At 59.2% G+C, this 18,341-nt stretch carries 14 protein-coding genes and 2 pseudogenes; all 16 read right to left on the reverse strand.

The annotated features are described in order from the left end of the window. Window positions 1–49 precede the first annotated feature (49 nt). On the reverse strand, window positions 50–1,303 hold the full coding sequence (locus FNU76_RS07760) for a hypothetical protein (RefSeq protein ID WP_144277662.1): 1,254 nt from the start codon (window positions 1,301–1,303) through the stop codon (window positions 50–52). A gap of 37 nt (window positions 1,304–1,340) precedes the next feature. Further along, entirely contained in the window at window positions 1,341–2,465 is a 1,125-nt protein-coding gene (locus FNU76_RS07765) for a DegT/DnrJ/EryC1/StrS family aminotransferase (protein ID WP_144277663.1), read from the reverse strand. A gap of 83 nt (window positions 2,466–2,548) precedes the next feature. Beyond that, window positions 2,549–3,277 carry a class I SAM-dependent methyltransferase gene (locus tag FNU76_RS07770; RefSeq protein WP_144277664.1) on the reverse strand — a complete coding sequence of 243 codons (729 nt, stop codon included), beginning with the start codon at window positions 3,275–3,277 and terminating at the stop codon, window positions 2,549–2,551. Further along, entirely contained in the window at window positions 3,274–4,653 is a 1,380-nt protein-coding gene (locus FNU76_RS07775) for a hypothetical protein (RefSeq protein WP_144277665.1), read from the reverse strand. Before FNU76_RS07775 ends, FNU76_RS07770 begins: the two co-directional genes overlap by 4 nt. Further along, window positions 4,646–5,380 (reverse strand): class I SAM-dependent methyltransferase, encoded by a 735-nt coding sequence (locus FNU76_RS07780; RefSeq protein ID WP_144277666.1) that lies wholly within the window; start codon window positions 5,378–5,380, stop codon window positions 4,646–4,648. The genes FNU76_RS07775 and FNU76_RS07780 overlap by 8 nt, the downstream gene beginning before the upstream one ends. Beyond that, window positions 5,377–6,303 carry a GNAT family N-acetyltransferase gene (locus FNU76_RS07785; RefSeq protein WP_144277667.1) on the reverse strand — a complete coding sequence of 309 codons (927 nt, stop codon included), beginning with the start codon at window positions 6,301–6,303 and terminating at the stop codon, window positions 5,377–5,379. Before FNU76_RS07785 ends, FNU76_RS07780 begins: the two co-directional genes overlap by 4 nt. 39 nt (window positions 6,304–6,342) lie before the next feature. Next, a complete protein-coding gene (locus FNU76_RS07790; RefSeq protein WP_144277668.1) occupies window positions 6,343–7,251 on the reverse strand; it encodes an ABC transporter ATP-binding protein in 909 nt (302 codons plus the stop codon). A 29-nt stretch (window positions 7,252–7,280) separates the two neighbouring features. Continuing rightward, window positions 7,281–8,117, reverse strand: coding sequence for a hypothetical protein (locus FNU76_RS07795; RefSeq protein WP_144277669.1), 837 nt, complete (start codon window positions 8,115–8,117; stop codon window positions 7,281–7,283). After that, window positions 8,114–11,650, reverse strand: a complete 3,537-nt coding sequence (locus FNU76_RS07800) for a tetratricopeptide repeat protein (protein ID WP_144277670.1) — start codon at window positions 11,648–11,650, stop codon at window positions 8,114–8,116. Before FNU76_RS07800 ends, FNU76_RS07795 begins: the two co-directional genes overlap by 4 nt. Beyond that, window positions 11,647–12,444 carry an ABC transporter permease subunit gene (locus FNU76_RS07805; RefSeq protein ID WP_179958392.1) on the reverse strand — a complete coding sequence of 266 codons (798 nt, stop codon included), beginning with the start codon at window positions 12,442–12,444 and terminating at the stop codon, window positions 11,647–11,649. Before FNU76_RS07805 ends, FNU76_RS07800 begins: the two co-directional genes overlap by 4 nt. A gap of 101 nt (window positions 12,445–12,545) precedes the next feature. Beyond that, window positions 12,546–12,917 (reverse strand): hypothetical protein, encoded by a 372-nt coding sequence (locus FNU76_RS07810; protein ID WP_144277672.1) that lies wholly within the window; start codon window positions 12,915–12,917, stop codon window positions 12,546–12,548. Between the two features lie 156 nt (window positions 12,918–13,073). After that, window positions 13,074–13,161 (reverse strand): annotated as a pseudogene (locus FNU76_RS24475) (prepilin-type N-terminal cleavage/methylation domain-containing protein); the annotation flags it as partial. 156 nt (window positions 13,162–13,317) lie between these two features. Beyond that, a pseudogene (locus FNU76_RS25390) lies at window positions 13,318–13,434 on the reverse strand (prepilin-type N-terminal cleavage/methylation domain-containing protein); the annotation flags it as partial. A gap of 99 nt (window positions 13,435–13,533) precedes the next feature. Continuing rightward, entirely contained in the window at window positions 13,534–15,189 is a 1,656-nt protein-coding gene (locus FNU76_RS07825; protein WP_308418622.1) for an HD domain-containing phosphohydrolase, read from the reverse strand. Then, window positions 15,177–17,540 (reverse strand): GspE/PulE family protein, encoded by a 2,364-nt coding sequence (locus FNU76_RS07830; protein ID WP_144277675.1) that lies wholly within the window; start codon window positions 17,538–17,540, stop codon window positions 15,177–15,179. The genes FNU76_RS07825 and FNU76_RS07830 overlap by 13 nt, the downstream gene beginning before the upstream one ends. Window positions 17,541–17,551: 11 nt before the next feature. Further along, window positions 17,552–18,319, reverse strand: coding sequence for a 3',5'-cyclic-nucleotide phosphodiesterase (locus FNU76_RS07835; protein ID WP_144277676.1), 768 nt, complete (start codon window positions 18,317–18,319; stop codon window positions 17,552–17,554). Between the last annotated feature and the right edge of the window lie 22 nt (window positions 18,320–18,341).

An 18,341-nucleotide genomic window follows, 5' to 3' on the forward strand; every position in this document is an offset into this window, starting at 1 on the left:
ATCCGCCCGACCAGCACCCATTCGGGTACTTGGTAGGGCGGATTAGGCTTTACCAAGCGTAGAACGATTGCAGTTCCGGTTTTTCCTTGGCATGAATCAGCCTGGCATATTCGGACAGACGGACCAAGTGATTGAAAAACTCGGCCGGCTGATAACGCTGTCGATAGGCATCGCCAAACCGGCGGCCCAAATCGATACAGGCTTCGGGATCGGCCAGCGCTTGGCTGACCGATGCCTGGATACTCTCCTCGCTGAAGTCGAATGCTCGCTCATTCAGCGCAGGCATCACCCCTTCCAGCCAGTTGGATTTATTGGTCAGGCCAAATGTATAAAGGCCGGCGGCCCGCATCATGCGCTCGTGGCAGGAGTTATTCACATTCGGCGACATGTCGATAATGCCCAGCGCGTCCTGGATCACGGTGTTACAGGCGTGGAAATCCACCGTCTCCACAATGCGCGCCTGGGCATTGCTCATATCAAGATGGTCCCAGTTGGCGCCTTGGATCAACACAGGGAAGGGTAGCAGTGCCTTGGCTATCATGGTCGACTTGATCCGCCGCATATAATCGTCGAGCTGTGCGACGTACAATCGTACAATATCCTTCATGCCACGGATATCGATTTTCTGGTCGGCCAGGTAGTTGGCAACGATTTCATGCGACGGGAAGGTTTGCGCACTTAGGGCAGCAGGCTTACAAAACTCCGCGAGTTCCAGTAGCTGTTCAGCCATCCTGGGCGCCAGCTTTTCCCGCCACATCCTGGTCAGCTCATCGACGGAGCCGCCGTTCTTGATATAGATCAGTTTACCTTGCTTCTTGCGCTGGAAATCTACTTGCTCGCGCGCTACATCGGCCACCAGCCAGGGATCGCAGCATGCTGAAATAGCCTTGCTATTGGGTAGCATCCAACGGTGGAATGCCGTGAATTCCTCACTGACATATAGATTGACCGAATTTGCCGGAAAATCGGCGTGTCTATCCAGGAAGTAAGCGGGCGAATCGCCATGCAACTTGATCAACGGGATATTGAAGTGTTCCCAAATATTGATCGGTTGATTATCAGGCCCTGCCGCACTGAAATCCTGGCCCACGCCAAGATAGGTCAGTGCGAATAAAATCGTTCCGCTTTCAATGGCGCGCGAGAACCGCTCGATATCCTCTACTTGCCATTTGCTGACATCGAAATATTCGGTACGCACGCCTTGTTCGCCAATCAACACCGCTAGCGAAGTCATCATGCCATTGATGGCATCGCCACTGCCTGCGCCGGACAGTATGATTACCGTGGGTTGTAGTTTATCCATATATTTCTCTACGTTTGGTAGGTTACACGGACGGCCCTTAGGCCTGCCCATCAAAAAAGCTGCGAATACTGGCGCAGACCCGATCCACGTCGGTCAGCGACAATTGCGGATAGAGAGGTAGACTGAGTGTCTCGCGGTGGATTGCCTCGGCTATGGGATAGTCGCCGCTGCGTTTGCCCAGATCGGCGTATGCAGGCTGCAAATGAGGTGGAATGGGATAGTGCACCAGGGTCGAAATACCATCCTGGGCCAAGTGTGCCTGGAGTGCGTCGCGCTGCGGGCTACGCACGGTATACAGATGCCAGACCGATTCCCCTTCGGCACCGAGGGGCGGACGGCTCAAGTCCGCTATTCCAGCCAGACCTTGGTTGTAACGCTGGGCGATGGCGCTTCGCGCCGCATTCCATCCATCCAGAAGCGGCAGTTTGCAGAGCAGGAAAGCCGCTTGCAATTCATCAAGCCGGCTATTGAAGCCGGTCACCAGATTTTCGTATTTCTTGGCGGAACCGTAATTGCGCAGCAGTCGCAGCCGTTCAGCCAGCGCATCGTCATTGGTCGTTACCGCACCGCCATCGCCCAGCGCACCCAAGTTCTTGCCGGGATAGAAACTGAATCCGGCGGCATCGCCCAGATTGCCGGCCCGACGCCCGTCAAGGGAAGCACCATGGGCTTGAGCTGCGTCTTCCAGCAGCGTCAGGCCGTGCTTCCGGCAGACAGCGACAATGGCATCCATTTCCGCCGCGCGACCGTACAAATGTACCGCGATCACTGCGCGGGTGCGCGGTGTAATGGCGGCTTCCAGCAGGCTGGGATCCAAGTTGCAGCTGTCCTGCCTCGGTTCCACCGGCACTGGCGTGGCACCGCAATAGGTGACGGCCAGCCAAGTCGCGATATAGGTATTGGAAGGGACGATCACCTCGTCCCCCTCTCCTACCCCCCAGCCTCGCAGTACCAGATGCAAGGCTTCCAGGCCGTTACCTACCCCTATGCAATGCTTGGCGCCACAGTATTCGGCGAATGCCTTCTCGAATTCGCCGACGCGAGGGCCGAGAATAAGCTGTGAATTCTGCACGACCGATTCAAGCTGCCGCTGAAATTCGGGCAAGAGCGCTTGATGCATGTCCTGCAGATTGAGAAAAGGAATGGGGTCAGGCTTTTGCATGGATTACCGCCGGAATATTCGTTGTCGTTCGACAATCCGTCCAGGTCCGGACGGATTACCTTAGGCCAGTGCGCTGAACTTCCTTAAACCTTGCGCGCCACGACGGCCAAATTCGCCAATAGATGAGCAGGCAGCTTATCGCTCAGCTGATTCATAGCCTGAATCAAAGCCGGTGAATAATCCAACATCATCCCATTCGGCAAAGACTTCACGAAAAAGCCCCGTTCGCTGATCGGTTCGAAGCCACTTTCGCGCAAATGGGTAGCCAAGGTGGGCAAGTCATAGACACGCTGATGACCAACCACATGGTCGCGCGGGCTTAAGGTATCCAGGGTGGGTTGCAACCCCATCAGCACAGCCAGCTGGCGATGCAAGGACTCGCTGTTGGGTACCACGATCACCAGTTCGCCGCCGGGCTTCAACCAACCGTGCATGCGGCGGGCCAGTGCCACCGGGTCGTCGACATGTTCAAGCACGTGCAGGGCGAGCACTTTATCGTAGGGCTCGGTCGGCTGGTAATCCTCGAACAAGGTATGGATAGCTTCCACGCCGGGATGCTTTTCCCGAATCAGCTGCACCAGTTTGGCCGCACCTTCCACCACGGTATATTGCTTTGGCTTGTCGGCCAGCCGTTGCAGGGTGATGCCGTCCCCATAGCCTAATTCCAGTACTGAGTCATTGGGGCCGATCAGCGTTTCCAGCCAGTCGCAGCAATACTCCTGACAGAGATTCTCGATAAACTTATCGGGCACATCATGGTTGAGGTGGTAATCGACCGCGATCCGGTCCAGTTCCTGTAAACGCTCACTCATACAAACTCCTCTACGATTCCTAGACCCTGCACGATCTGATCGTTAATCGATGCGACCCCATAGCCCAGCAGATTACCGCTCAAGCGGGTATGCGGCGTGGCTGAGTGCAGTAGGCCGCTACTCTCGGCGGCGTGGGTCAGATTGCCTGGGGTGGGCAGCACCAAGGCGTTGCGGGCATTGATGTATTTAACGGACTGGACTGCGTCTCGATCATCGATACCCAGCAAGTCGCACACTTCCCGCAGCATGACCGCCTCGGCAGCCTCTTCAGGATAGCGCATGGCTATGTGCTCGCTATTGGCCTCGATCACCACCCGGTGCCAGTCCGGCGACAATCCCGCCAGGGCGTCCTGGTCGCATAGCCGGTAACTGGCGAATACCTCGTCCACCACCATCAGGCAGCCGGTCGCGTGAGCGATGGCATCGGCTCGTACCAAGCAGAACAGTAGGCCGATCGAAGCCGAATCCGGCGGTGTGATCGGCGGCAGCCCCAGCAATTGGTGGACTCTTTCGTTAGGTAGGCCCAAGGCCAGCCGCGCGGCCTGCCATTGCCCATCGGCCGTGGCGATGTGCCAGCCATCCGCCTCGTGGCGCAGCGATTCGATCGGCGCTTTGACCAAGGTGACATGTGGGCTTTGCGCCAGCTCGGCCAGTAGATCGCCGACCAGTTGACCAACGAAGCCAGCCGAGGTGGTCCAAAGGCGGTATTCCGGCAATCCGGTGTGCCGTCCTTCGCAGGCGGCCAACAGCGTTTCCGGGTAGTAGAGCGGCGCCCAACCCACCCGGTGGAAGCGGGCTAGGATTGCTTCCGAGCCTACCCCCAGGAGCTTGCGGATAAACGGTTCGAAATAATGCCGGTGCAACGCTTCACCATGGTTGATGGCAGCGGCTTCGGCGTAGCTGGCGTGATCGAAAGCACTCCCGCCCACCTTGTTGGCGGCGTGCAGCGGCTCGTCCCGCCCCATATGGGCAGCCGGCGTGCCATTGGCTTGGCCGGCCACCGCGAAGGCTTCCAAACGGTTGGCGATCAGGTAATCGGGCCAGCGGCGCCCGTCCAGCAAGGCTTCCGGCGTCGGAGTCTCCACCAAGGACAGGTGGCTTTCCATATAGCGGCTGACCAAAGAGCCGAAGCGTGCGCAATCGTTGCGGACCGTGGCGCGATAGTCGCGTGGATCCTGGCTAGGTTGGGCAGGGGTATGCTTTTCCAGCAACACCATGCCCATATCGAAGCTGTGTTCAGCCAAGCGTAGTCCGGCGAAGATCCCGCCCATTCCCTTGCCATCGGTCAACAGCGTCACCGCGCGACCGCGCCGGGCCAACTCCCCGGCGGCAACCAGCATGGCAAGGTTATTGCCCAGCAGTACCGCATCAGCCATGGCGCAACCTCGCGTTGATATAGATTTCCGAACCTTGCTCGGGCAATTGCTCGACCAGTTTGTCCAGGCCTTCCAGCATGGCATCGGTCATAAAGCCGCTATCGACCAGTTGCTGCATCTGCCCGTGGGTAAAGGGCTTGATAAACAGACTGCCACGCGCCACCACCTCGAAGCCGGCGCTTTCCAGTTCGGCCGCGAGGCTGGTCGTATCATAGGTGGCGCGCTGCTGCATCGTACGCTGGGTGGCGGAAATGGCGCCCGGCGCATCCATCAAACCCATTGCCACCGCCAAGAGGCGATGCAAGGACAAGGCATTGGGCACATTAACGTGCACCAGCGTATCGCCGTCGCAATGGCGCCGCACGGCGGCCAGCAGCGCCTGCGGATCTTCCACCTCGTGCAGCAGGCTGCTGAGGATGATCATGTCCACCTTGTCGCCAGGCGGAGCCACGCTTTCCAGATAACCTTCCATTACGCGCACATCCGTCCGCCCGCCGGCCAGTTGCCTGGCATGCTCGGCGAAGGCAGGCGCCGGTTCGATCACGGTCACCGCCGTATCCGGCAAGTCGGTGAACAACGGCGCCAGCCCGCAGCCCACTTCCAGGAGATGGCGCGGCTGAACGCGGGCGATTTCCGCCAGTACGCGGCGACGCCGAAACCCGGCCTGGATGGCTTCGAACGGGAGGGATTGATATTGAACGGTGTAGTCGTGGATATCACGGCTCATGGCAGAACCTTTGTCATGCGCAGTTTCAGCGACTCGGTGAAGCCCAGCGCGCGTTTGAATTCAATCAGCCCATGGTTGATATCGCGATCGACCGTCGAGGTGCCGGCGTCGAGCAGCGCAATACCTTGTTCCTGGGCGAAACGGTAAATGGCATCGGCAACGGCCACGACCGGGCTGAATTGCTCATAGCCGGGCCGGTCACCCCAATAGAACACATAGAGCACCTGGGGATTCAGCCGCAGACATAGCCCGGCGGCAGCCAGTTGCTCGCCGTCGCGGCAGCCGAACAACTGGATGGCGTCCGGTAGCTGCGCGGCCATGGTTTCCAACTGCGACAGCGTCATGGACACCGTGTGGCCCTTGCTGGCACGGTTGGCCGCGATGGTCTCGTAGACGGCGGGCAGCTCGCTGATAGGCAAAGGCTCAGCCAGCAGCCCTTCGCGCGTGCATTTGCGCAATCGTTTCAGATTGCCGTAGCTCATGCGTTCGCCCAGCGGCGTGGCATCCACCGCCAAGGTGTAATTCAGGTCGCTGGTACTGATCTCGAAACCACTGCTGCGCAGGATCTGGAACTGGTTGGAGAAAGCGACCGGATCGTGTGCCATCGGCGCCGGCAAGACTTCCAGCCGGCGTGCACCCCGTTCGGCCAGGCGCGCTTGCACCGCCGTATGGAATTCGGCGAACTGGCGCAGCCGCAGGCCGGGTTCCACCGCATAGCCGGCATAGGTTCCCCGCGCAGGGCTCCGCCACAAGCCTTCGCCATGCGAAGTGAAGTGGATATTGGCTACCACGGCGCGGTCGGGCGCCCACTCGAAATAGGCCGACTCGGCGGTCGCGTGCAGATTGAAGAATGCCGGGGTATGGAATAGGGAGTTGAAACTGGCGCCAACAAAGGCATTTTCCAGCAATGGGGGAGGATTCATGCCAGCCGTTCCCAGCCAGGCCGGTGATTTGCCGTGAACTCAGGCAGCGCCATGGGCGGCCTCGTCCTGGGTGTAGGACAAGAAGGCCTTTTCCAAGCTCATTGTCGGCTTCACTTCCTTCAACACCACCTGGGCCGTTTTCAGCTGCTCCAGCAGGGGCCATAGTTCGGCCTGATTGGTTTCCACGCTCCACAGATCGCGATCCAGCCGCACGGCGCCGGGGATTTGCGCTTCGCCTTGGAACAATACCGAGATCGTACCGTGGGCATTCAACAGCTCGCCCGGCGTTTGCACCGTCTTGAGCAAACCCTTGTGGATCAAGCCGAAACGGTCGGCCAGGCGCTCCACGTCGTGCAGTACATGGGACGAGAAAAATAGCGTGCCCCCGCCGCGATGGTATTCGTATAGCACATCGACCGTTTCCCGGCGGCCGATCGGGTCCAGTCCGGATAGCGGCTCATCCAGGATCAACAGCTTGGGCCGGCAGGCCAGCGCATGCGCCAGCGCGGTACGCTGCACCATGCCCTTGGAGAATTGGCGGATACGCTTGTCGGCGACATGGGCGATACGGAACCGGTCCAGCCATTCCAGGCAATGGCGGCGCATATCGGGCACCTGCACCTTATGCAGCTTGACCCCCATGGCCACCACTTCATAGGGGGTCAGGTAGTCGTACAGATAAGGGTTTTCCGGGACATAGGCCAGGCCCAGGCGGGCTTGGAATCGATCGACGGGCTGGCCCAACAGGCGGGCGGTGCCGCTGCTGGCCTGGGTCACGCCGGCCAATATCTTGATCGTGGTGCTCTTGCCGGCACCGTTGGGGCCGACAAAGCCAAAGGCTTCGCCCTCCTCCACCCGCAGGGAAATACCCCGCAGCGCCTCGTACCGGCGTAGGCGGCTATCGCGATAGGTTTTGCGCAGATCATCGAGGTAAATTACATCGGGCATGGCGGATATCTATCGATTGAAGGGTTTGTTCAGGGCTTTTTGGGACGGACGATATCGGGCTCGCCATCCGCCCTCAAGGTATAGCCTGCTCCGAGCGGATCTTGCGGCAAGGCGCTCAACACCCCTGAGGTCAGCAATTCTTCCAGTTTGGCCGGTTTGCGGCCGGTTTTTTGCTCGAAGCGTTCGGTGGCTTCGCGCAAGGCCAGCAAACCCTTCAAGCGCTGCGAACGCGCTTGCAGGATACGGGTCAGCTGCGGGTTGGCGCTTTGCTTGGCCATGCCATCGATCATGGCCAGCGCTTCCTTGGGCTGATAGCCGCGCTCGAACCAGCGGGCCGCGATGCTGGACAAGGCACTCCGATTGACGGGTTCGGAACGGTTGGCGGCAACGATCATGTCCTTGCCGGCGCCGATATAGTCGCGTTCGAAGTAATAGCGGTTGAAGCCATGGAAAAACGGTGGCATCGCATCGTTGAGCCGCGCATCGGTCGCCCGCTGCAAAACTTGCTGGGCTGGCTGATACTGGCCGTTCCAGGGCAAGATGGCTGAGGCGGTATAGTAGTTGTCTTCCTGGCGGGGGTTAAGCATCGCCGCCCGCAGTTGCACTTGGGCCAGGACATGGTAGGTCTCCGGCTTGAGTTCGTGGACGCCGACGGTCAAGGCGCGGAAGGTGGCGATATTCGCCGCCAGATAACGATCACCGGCGGCGAACAGCAACTGCAGCGGCGCAGGCGTGACAACCGTCATTTCCTCGCTGCTCCGTACCGACGGTCGCTCGAAAATATGCCGCGACAGGTTCGCATACATCAGCCCGCCAGCCAGCAGGATCACCAGCGGGAGCCGATTCGCGCGAAACCATTCGCTCATTTTACTGCCTCTGGCGGACACAGCTCAGCCAAGGCCGCGCCGACCCTGTTCGCCAATTCCGGCCAATCGCCCAACTGGGATTGCCGGAAAATTCGCACCGAGGGATACCAGTCGCACTGTTCACCCTCCTCGCCCCACCGCCAGTCGGGCAGGGTAGATACCAGCAACCACACCGGCTTGTTCATGGCGGCCGCCAGATGGGCCACGGCGGTATCGACCGTCAACACCAGGTCCAGCTGGGACACGATGCAGGCTGTATCCAGCCAATCATTGATTTCGGGTGCAACATTGAGCAGCTGCTCGGCGACTTCCGGCAAGTACATGGCTTGATTGGATGCGGCATCCTTTTGCAGGCTGATCCAATGGACGCTTGGGTTTTGCCGGATCAAGTCGGCCAACGCGGCCAAGGGGCAATGACGACGCAATGCATCGGTGAATTTGGCATTGCCCGCCCACACCAATCCCACCTTCAGGCCCGAGTATTCGGCCAGTAGGTCGCGCAGCGGATGGTCTTGCAGCGGTGGCGCGATGTAGTCGGCGCGAACGGGCGCGACTTGCCCCTGTAAATTCAGCAGGTGCGGCAAGCTCATCAGTTCCACATAGCAATCGGCTGCGGGCATGAGCTCGACCATGGGCGAGAGAGGGGCAACCTCGAACGGCAATCCCAGCGATTGTAATAGCGGGCAAAGCGAATCCTGGACGGCCAAGGTGACATGCCCCTCTATCCGCTGGGCAAAACGCAAAAACTGCAGGGTATCGCCCATGCCCTGTTCTGCCAGCAGCAGCAGGTGGCGGCCTGCCAGCGGACTGCCATCCCAACGCGGCAAGGGGTTACCGGGGAAGCGCTCGGCAAAGTTGTCGACATTGCCCTGCAGTTGCAATCGACTTTCCCAGCGTGCCCAGCCTTCCGACCAATTGCCGGTTCGCAACTGGCGCACAGCCAAGCCGATGTTCGCTAGCGCATTACCTGCTTGCTGTGACAGGATTTCGCGCAACAGCACCTCCGCACGCGGCCAATCACCCATTTCACCGGCCGCCATCGCCAAGTGATACTTGATGTCGGCCAAAGCGGGGTCGGCTTCGAAAGCTTGCTGGAAGTCGGCAAATGCCTCCTCCAACTTGCCCAGCCGCTGCCGGCAGCACCCTAGCCAGAAACGGGTTCGGGCCTGGGCAGGCAGCGCGGTCACGGCATAGTCCAGTACCTGTTCCGCTACTTGGAAACACTGCAGCTCATACAAGTACCAACCCACGTAGAACCAGGCGAGAGGGTGGCGGCGATTGCACATCGCCCCATATTCGAACTGTGCCAAGGCTTCATCGCGTTGCTCCATCCGCCATAGGCATAAACCCAGATTGATGCGCGCTTCGGCCCAGCGTGGCGCGATGGCCAAGACCTGCCGATAGCACGCTTCCGCCTCCGCCCAGGCCCCACTTGCCCGCAGCCCTTGGCCCAACCAATAGTGGAATTCGTGGCAGTCCGGATAGCGTTGCAGAGACTGTTGTGCCAGGCTGGGCAATTCACTCGCTTGACCTAAAGTCCATAGCGCCTCGCAAAGCGCACGGCGCACCAAAAGTTCGTCGGCTTGCGGCTGGGCCAACAAGTCACGCCACAGGGCGATGGCCTGGCCGGCTTCACCGCGCGACTTGCCAAGCCAACCTCGCCAAAATGACTGGTCAGGCAGGCGTGCTTCCAATTGCGCGGTCAGTTGATGGCGAATGGCGAGCGGCACAAGGAAGTGCAGGCTCTTCGGTGCCTGCAACAGTTCGTCCGGCACCGCCTCCAGCAGTTCACCCAGTTCGCCGCCATCCTGCTCCGCTACCATCAAGCGACGAAATGGTTCGGCCAAGCCCTTGGGTCGCGCCAGTAACTGCTCCGCAAGGGCATCGGTAACCCGCTCGACGACATCGCCCCAGCCTTCGCCGCGCTGCTGTCGAAACACGCGCATGGACGGATACCAAGGCGAGTTTTCGATATGTTCCAACCAGCGCCAATCGTTGAAAGCGGGCAACAATAGCCAGACGGGCTTACCCATGGCGCCAGCCAGGTGGGCCACCGAGGTATCGACACAGATCACTAGGTCGAGTTGCTCGATAATGGCGGCCGTATCGCTGAAATCCTGGATCTCGGAAGAGAGATCGACTACGGTCATGCCGATTGGAGCAAAGCGGCTTTGCCCTTCTGTCACACCCTTCTGCAATGCATATAGACTGAGGCCGGGCAAGCCCCCCAAAGGCGCCAGTTCCTTAAGCGCCATCGAGCGGTTGTGGTCATTGGCGTGCGCGGGATTACCTGACCAGACCAGGCCGACGCGTAAGCTGTCATCCGCCGGGAAGCGACCCGCCCATTTCTCCACGAGAGCAGGGCTGGCGTTAACGTAAGGATCGGTCGGCAAACAGTCCAAATCCACTGCGAACAATTTACCCAGGTTCAGCAAAGGTATTTGCCACTTGATATCCAGATTGAAGGTTTCCGGAACATCTCGAACTTCGGCGCCCTTCTGGGTCTTCAATAACTGCAGGACGTCGGGATAGCTGTCGAAAATTACCCGTCCACCACGTTCTTCGATCAAGTGGAAAAAACGCATGAACTGGATAACATCGCCGAATCCCTGCTCGCTATGCACGAGCACGTCGTCGCCGTCCAATTGGCGGCCATCCCACTCAGGCCATCCCTGTTTCACTGCATAGTGCTGCGACGCGCCACGGCGAAAACGCCAGTCGAACTCGCGCCATCCTTCTTCCATTTGTCCCAGAGTCAGCAAAACCATGCCGCGATTCAGGTGTGCAGCGACAAAATCCGGCTCGAGTTCCACCGCCCGACGATAGTTGTCACAAGCCTCCTGCAGTCGACCACTTGCCTGCAGGGCATAGCCCGATACAAATAAAAAGGAACTGGAATCGGGGTCACGTGCTTCAGCCAGCAAACGATCCGACTGAGCCGACATTCCCGCCCTGGCCAAGGCGCGAGCGAACTGGACACGCGCCGTAGCGGAACCACCAACCGCGTAATTCCACTCGCTGGCGTAGCGAGCGGAAGCGGCAAAACGACCGGATTCCGATAAAGCGCTGGTGAGCAGCACCTTGGCGTTTGGGGCCGTCGGGTTCATCTGCACGCAACGGTGCATATATTGGATGATTTCGGGCGCACGGTTCTGCTCATAAGCGCATAGGCCTAGCTTGTGCACGACATCCCACCGTGTGCTATCCAGGCTATCCACTTCCTGGAAGTATTTCCTGGCTTGGTTCCAATCCTGATGCTCGAAGTAGTACAGGCCCAAGTTGTAGCGCGACCCGATATGCCCAGGTACCGACTCGGCCACGGCGGTCAGTAGTTCGCACGCCTCATCACCGCGCTCCGTTTGCAGCATAAGCGAGCCGAGCAAGAATCTCGCTTCCACTACGGTGGAATCGATGGCGATAGCCGCCCTGTATTGGGTTTCCGCCTCGTCAAATTGGCCGGCCAGATGGTGTTGGTGGCCAGCACGCAGGTGCTCAAGCAACTTGGGATTGATTTCCATGGGGGTAAAGCTCAATGAAATTCGCGACGATTAAAGATAAGTAGGGAAGCAGCCAACAGCACGGCCAGATAAGCACCGGACTGGGCGAAGGCGACACCGGCATCGATCGGCACGACTTGATATAGCACCCAGTCGCGCAGATCCAGCCCACCCAGGTCCGGCAGGAGATAACCAATGGCGCGTAGCAAAGGCAAATAATGTTCAGCCATATCCGCAAAACCGCCGGCCGGATCCTTGACCAGTGCCAACACCGAGCCGTAGCTGCGTGCCACCATGGTAAATGCCAAGCCAGCCACCAGGGGCAATAGCGCGGTGACGGAGAACGAGGCAATCAGCATGCAGAAGGCCGCGATCACCATTGCATCCAGCAGCTGTCCGGCCATCACGGAGACGAATTCCAGACCGAAACGAATGGAAAATCCTTGCTGGTAAGAACCCGAACCAAAGGTGGTCAGCAAGTATAGGGCCAGCGCCATCAATAGGGTGCTGGCCAGCAACAAAAGCGAAATGCCGGCAAAACGCCCCAGCCAGTAGGAACTGCGGGGGATCGGATAGGCCAGGCTGAAATAAACGGTACGGCGGTCCAATTCCTTGACCACCAATTCCTGAACCCAGAATACCGCCAAGAGCGCCAGCACCAGCCGAGTGCCGGATATACCTACGTCGAGCGCAACGGTATGGGGATGCCGCGCCGAAAACGAACTGGCCAGATAAGCCACACCAACCAGCATGGCGGCCAGTATCATCACCACCCTCAGACTATGGCTACGCAGGCCAGCCAGCCAGGTCACATACAAATTGGGCAACACGTTCGCTTCACTCCCGGCAAAACAAAGTGGTCTTGGATAATAAATGAAAAAGCCTGAGTCGAAACCCAGGCTTTTCATCAGGCGAAGAACGCTGAGCTGAATTAGCAGCCGGCAGAGACGTTCACGGTGGCGGCGCCGGACAGAACAGCGCTGGAAGCCAGACTGGTGGCTTCACATTGCTTGACCGAACCGCCGTTGCTGCTGCCGCCGAAAGTGTGCATGCCCTTCTTGTTACCGGTCTTCACGGCAACAGCTTGGCCGTCGCCGTCGTAGGCCAACTTGACGTTGGCAGACAGGTTCAAGCGGAATTCCTCAAGCACATAGCCACCAGCAGAAGCAGTAGCAACCGTTGCGGTCTGCGAAGTGGGGGAATCCGAAATGACGACGGCTGCCGCGTCAGCGTAGCTCGAAATCAGCGACAAGGCCAGCATACCGCCGACAACGACCAGCTCAGTAGATTTCTTGACTTGCATGTTTATACCCCTAACAGAATTTGTTTATGCGAAGAATGTCGAGTCTATCGACGAATTATTGCGTCGAAGAGTTCGAAGCGACGAATGCGGTCAGGGCATTCTTGGCATCGGACTGAGCAGCCTTGTCGGCACCCTTCTTCTGGTATTCAGCGAACTGAGGGATGGCGATAGCGGCCAAGATACCGATAATGGCAACAACGATCATCAGTTCGATCAGGGTGAAACCCTTTTGCAGCTTTTTCATGTTCAAAACTCCCAACAGTGCAGTTTAAAAAATGGCGGTCGCCACACTCTACGAATCACATCCAAGCAACTAACGTGCCAATCACTGAGTCAGCTGCCCAACCGTCATGAACGCAACCAAGGCATTCTTCGCATCCGTCTGGGCAGCCTTATCGGCAGCCTTCTTCTGGAACTCAGCGAATTGGGGGATGGCAATGGCCGCCAGGATGCCGATGATGGCTACGACTATCATCAACTCAATCAGGGTAAAACCCTTGTTGTTACGGCAGCGCATGATCTCATCCCCTTGTATCTTGCTGTACCCATGGTCCTAAGCAAGCATCGGGCCAGACCCATGCCAGCGGCAAATCGCAGCAGAATTTGACGAAAAACGTCAGGTTCGCGCTACTACCCCAGCGACACGCAGCAGCTGCGCCTCATCCACGCCATCGATTTGCGCCGGCTCCAGAAATAGCCTGGCGTACTCAAGATAGACCTGGCCGGAGATAAATACCTCGAATAGATCCTGGTCGACATGCTGGTCGTGCGCCATACGGGCGAGGATGCCCAGCGACTCGGACAAGGTCTTGCCTGGCTTGTAGGGCCGATCTCGGGCGGTCAGGGCTTCGAAAATATCGGCGATGCCCATCATGCGCGCCTGCACGCTCATCTGCTCGCGGGTCAGGCCGCGCGGATAACCGCGACCATCCATGCGCTCATGGTGGCCGCCGGCATATTCGGGCACATTCGCCAAATGCTTGGGCCAGGGCAAGGCCTCCAGCAGCCGAATGGTGACTTCGATATGGTGGTTGATGATTTGCCGCTCGTTGCCATTGAGGGTGCCGCGCGCCACGCTCAGATTTTCGGTCTCTTCGGCACTCAAGAAGGGCAATGGCTGACCATTTTCGTCACTCCACGGATAGGCGGCGATACGCCGTACCCTTTCCTGGTCTTCCGGCCGCATGAATTCCCCGCCGATATTACTGTGGCGCAGAAAGGCACGGTCGCTATCGTATTGTTCCAGCTGGGATAAATAGCTTTCCTGGCTGATCTTGCCCCGCAGCATGGCGATCTCGGCATCGCGCTTGAGCACCTCGAAGCGGGTATCGACCAGGGCGATCCGGTCGAAGATGGTCTCCAGCTTGGTGGACTTGTCCACCACGTGGACCGGCGTGGTGATCTTGCCGCAGTCGTGCAACAGGCCAGCGATCTTCAGCTCGTATCTATCCTTCTCGGTCATATGAAAGGCTTTGAGCGGCCCCCAGCCGATCCGGCTGCAGGCTTCCGCCAGCAGCATGGTCAACACCGGCACCCGTTCGCAATGACCACCGGTATAGGGACTCTTGTCGTCGATGGCGGTATTGATCAGCTTGATCAGGGCTTCGAACAGCAACTCCAGCTGATTGATCAATTGCCGGTTGGTCAGTGCGATGGCGGCCTGCGAAGCCAGCGATTCCACCAGCCGCTGATCCTCGGTGCTGAAATCCTCGATCTCGCGCGCGGCATTGAGCGCGTTGATCAGTTGCAGCACGCCGATGATTTCGTTCTCGTGGTTGCGCAGCGGTACCGTCAGGAAGGATTTGGAATGATAGCCATTGGCGGCATCGAAGCGCTTGGTGCCGGAAAAATCGAATCCGACCGCCTGATAGGCATCGGAGATATTGATGGTCTCGCCCAGGAGGGCGGCGCAACCGACCACGGTGCTGGTATTGGGGGTGCCGTCGGGCTGGTGCAGCGCGATCGGCGGCATGGGCGGCCGTTTGCCGGTGCTGCCACCCATGGCGATGCCGAGCGAATCGGTGCGGACGATTTCGAACCGTAGCTGATCACCCTCCACCAGATAAAGCGTACCCGCATCGGCATTGACCAGATTCTTGGCCGCCAGCAGGATCAACTCGACCAGGCGAGTGATATCGCGCTCGCTCGACAAGGCGATGCCGATGGCGTTCAACATCTCCAGCCTTTGCATCAGCTCGTCGGCGCTTTGCATGCTGATCTCGCACTCCGCTTGCGCAAGCCCGGCCGGATTGGCCGGGTTCACTTGATACACACTGCCCGGACCTGGTGCAGATCGGTAATGCCTTGCATGACTTTTTCGATACCGTCCTGCTTAAGCGTTCGCATGCCCTCCTCCAAGGCGGTGGCGAACAACTCGGCTACCCGGGCGTGCTCCTGGATGCGCTTCTTGACCAGGTCGGTGCCCACCAGCAGTTCATGCAGGCCGACCCGGCCCTTATAGCCTGTCTTGCTGCAGACCTCGCAGCCCACCGGTTTATAGAGCGTGAACTTGCCATCCTTATCGGCGAACTCGGTTTGCCAGGCCTTGAACAAGGCCGCCTTGCCGGCGGCGGGATCCTTGGCCCAGCTGGGGGTGCTGGCCAGCTCCTCGGCATACTCGGTCATGATACGCTGAACTTCGGCATCGTCCGGCTGGTAGGCCTGCTTGCATTTACCGCACAGCCGCTTGGCCAGGCGCTGGGCCAGGATGCCCAGCAAGGCATCGGAGAAATTGAACGGGTCCATGCCCATATCCAGCAGGCGGATGATGGATTCCGGCGCCGAATTGGTGTGCAGGGTGGCCAATACCAGGTGGCCGGTCAGCGAGGCTTCGATGCCGGTGCTGGTGGTTTCCTTGTCGCGCATTTCACCCACCATGATCACATCGGGGTCGGCGCGTAGAAAGGCTTTCATGGCGGTGGCGAAATTCAGCCCCGCCTTGGGGTTCATCTGTACCTGGCGCAGACCCTTCTGGGTGATTTCCACCGGGTCTTCGGCGGTCCAGATCTTGGTTTCCGGCGTATTCAGGTATTTCAGCACCGAGTGCAGGGTGGTGGTCTTGCCGGAGCCGGTCGGGCCGCAGACGAAAAACAGGCCGTAGGGCTTGGAGATCACCTCCTTCAGGGTGGTCTCGTTATGGCGTGAAAACCCCATCTTATCCAGCGGGATGGGATCGCCCGAGGCCAGGATACGCATCACGATATCTTCCATGCCGCCGGCGGTGGGCACGGTGGCGACCCGCAATTCGATATCGAGCGGTCCGTATTTCTTGAACTTGATCTTGCCGTCCTGCGGTTTGCGCCGCTCGGAGATATCCAGGTCGCACATGATCTTGATGCGCGTTACCAAGGGGTCGCGGTAGACCGACGGAACCTGGATATAAGGCTGCAAGGAGCCGTCCTTGCGAAAGCGGATTTCGGTCTTGGCCTTGCCGGGAAAGGGTTCGACATGGATATCCGACGCCCCTTGGTGGTAGGCATCGATGATCACCTTGTTGACCAGCTTGACCAGCTCATTGTCCTGGGCCATGGCCAAGGCTTCGCTGCTGACGGACTCCGCTTCGTCGCTGTCGTCGGTCATGGTGGAGAGGAGGTCGCCTATGCTGCCGCCTTCCATCCCCCCTTGCGCGCCAAAGAATAGATCGAGCGACTGGCGGAATTCCATCTGGCTGCAGACGCGGTAGATCAGTTTCTTGCCGGGAAAAACCTGGCCGGCCATGCCGGTGCCGCGCACCTTTTCCGGATCGGGCGTGATGATCAGTACGCCGGCGGCACTCTCCTCCACCGGCAGCCATTGCGCCATTTCGGCGAAGTCTCGCTTGACGCTCTTGATCAGATCCAGCGGCTTGATCCGCTCGGGCTTGAAGGGCTCGTGGTCCACCCCGAAAAAACGCGCCAGCGAAGCGCCGATCTGCGCCGCATTGACCTGGAACGCCGTCAGCAGGATCTCTTCTATCTCCTGGCCGTGCTCGCGCGCACCCTTGATCGCCAGTTCCAGCTCGGCCGCCGTCAGCACGCCATCGAGCACCAGAAAATCGTACTTGGTGCGGGCGATAAAGGGGCCGCCATGCTGGCGCTGTTTCAGGGCGATGGCCAGCGTCTTGCACAATTCCACCGCGCCCTTCTCGGTCAGTGCGGGGAAGGGCCGGCCGGCGCGGTTATTGATCAACTGCACCACGCCGATCAGATCGCCGCTTTTCTCCTCGACGATAGGCGCCACCATCATCTGCTTGGTCCGATAGCCGGTGCGTTTGTCCACTTCCTGCAGAAAGGCCAGCTGGGGATGGACGGACTTCAGTTCGGCGAGGTCGTAGACATCCTTCACATTCACCAGTTTCTTGCTCATGGCGACGTAGCCGGCCACGCTTTGCTCGCTGATGGGCAGCTTCAGATCCTTGAAGGAGTTCAGGCCGGTCTTGACCTTGGAGACGATGGCGTTCTTTTCGTCGTTCAGGACATAGACCGTCAGGCGATCGGCATTGAACAGTTCGCAGATCGGCTGGCTGACTTCCAGCATGATTTCGTCGATATTACTGGTGGCGTGGATCTTGTTGGTCACCGCCTGCAGATCGCGGATGAATTGCAGTTCCAGGGTCAGTTCGGGCGCGGCGGCAGGCTGGTTCATGGTCTTTTCGCTCAGAAATCGAGGATTTGGCCGTTCTTGAGCATCTTTGGACGGAAATTGGCAGCGTCTTCGCCGATCTCCTGCATGGTCAGCTCGATTTCTCCGGGCTTGAGGTGGGTGATATAGATATCCGCCGGGCGGCTAAGCTTGGCCAGCTCGGTCGCCAGCATATCCGGACACAGGTGGCGCGAAGCTTCGGCGAGCGCCCGTTCGCGGTTGCAGAAAGCGGTTTCGATAATCAGCGTCTTGAGATTTTCGATCGCATTCACCACCGGCCAGAATTCATCGTTGACGGTCGTATCGCCGGTAAAGACCAGGCTATGCTTGCCGGAATCGAGCCGGTAGCCCACCGCCGGCACGGTATGCAGGGCGGGCAGCGCGGTGACCGTCAGGCCAGGCTCGGGGCTGCCGGACTCGCCCAGTTCGAACGGCACGAAACGCAGGAAAGGCGCCGCCTTGTTGGGGATCTCGCGAAAATCCGGCCATACCCGCCAATTGAATATATGGGCCGCCAGGATATCCAGCGTCGCCCGGGTGGCATAGACATCCAGCGGCTTGTCCCGCATGGCGCCGACGGTATCGACCAGCAGGGGCAGCATGGCGATATGGTCGAGGTGGGCGTGGGTCAGAAAGAGATGGTCGATCTGGCTTAATTCCGCCACCGATAGATCGCCCACGCCGGTGCCCGCATCGATCAAGGTATGACGGCCGACCAGGAAGGAGGTGGTACGCATCCCACCGCCGATTCCGCCGCTGCATCCCAGCACTTTGAGCCGCATTCCCCTATCCTCGCCCGGACGC

The organism is Chitinimonas arctica (assembly GCF_007431345.1).
GTDB lineage: Bacteria > Pseudomonadota > Gammaproteobacteria > Burkholderiales > Chitinimonadaceae > Chitinimonas > Chitinimonas arctica.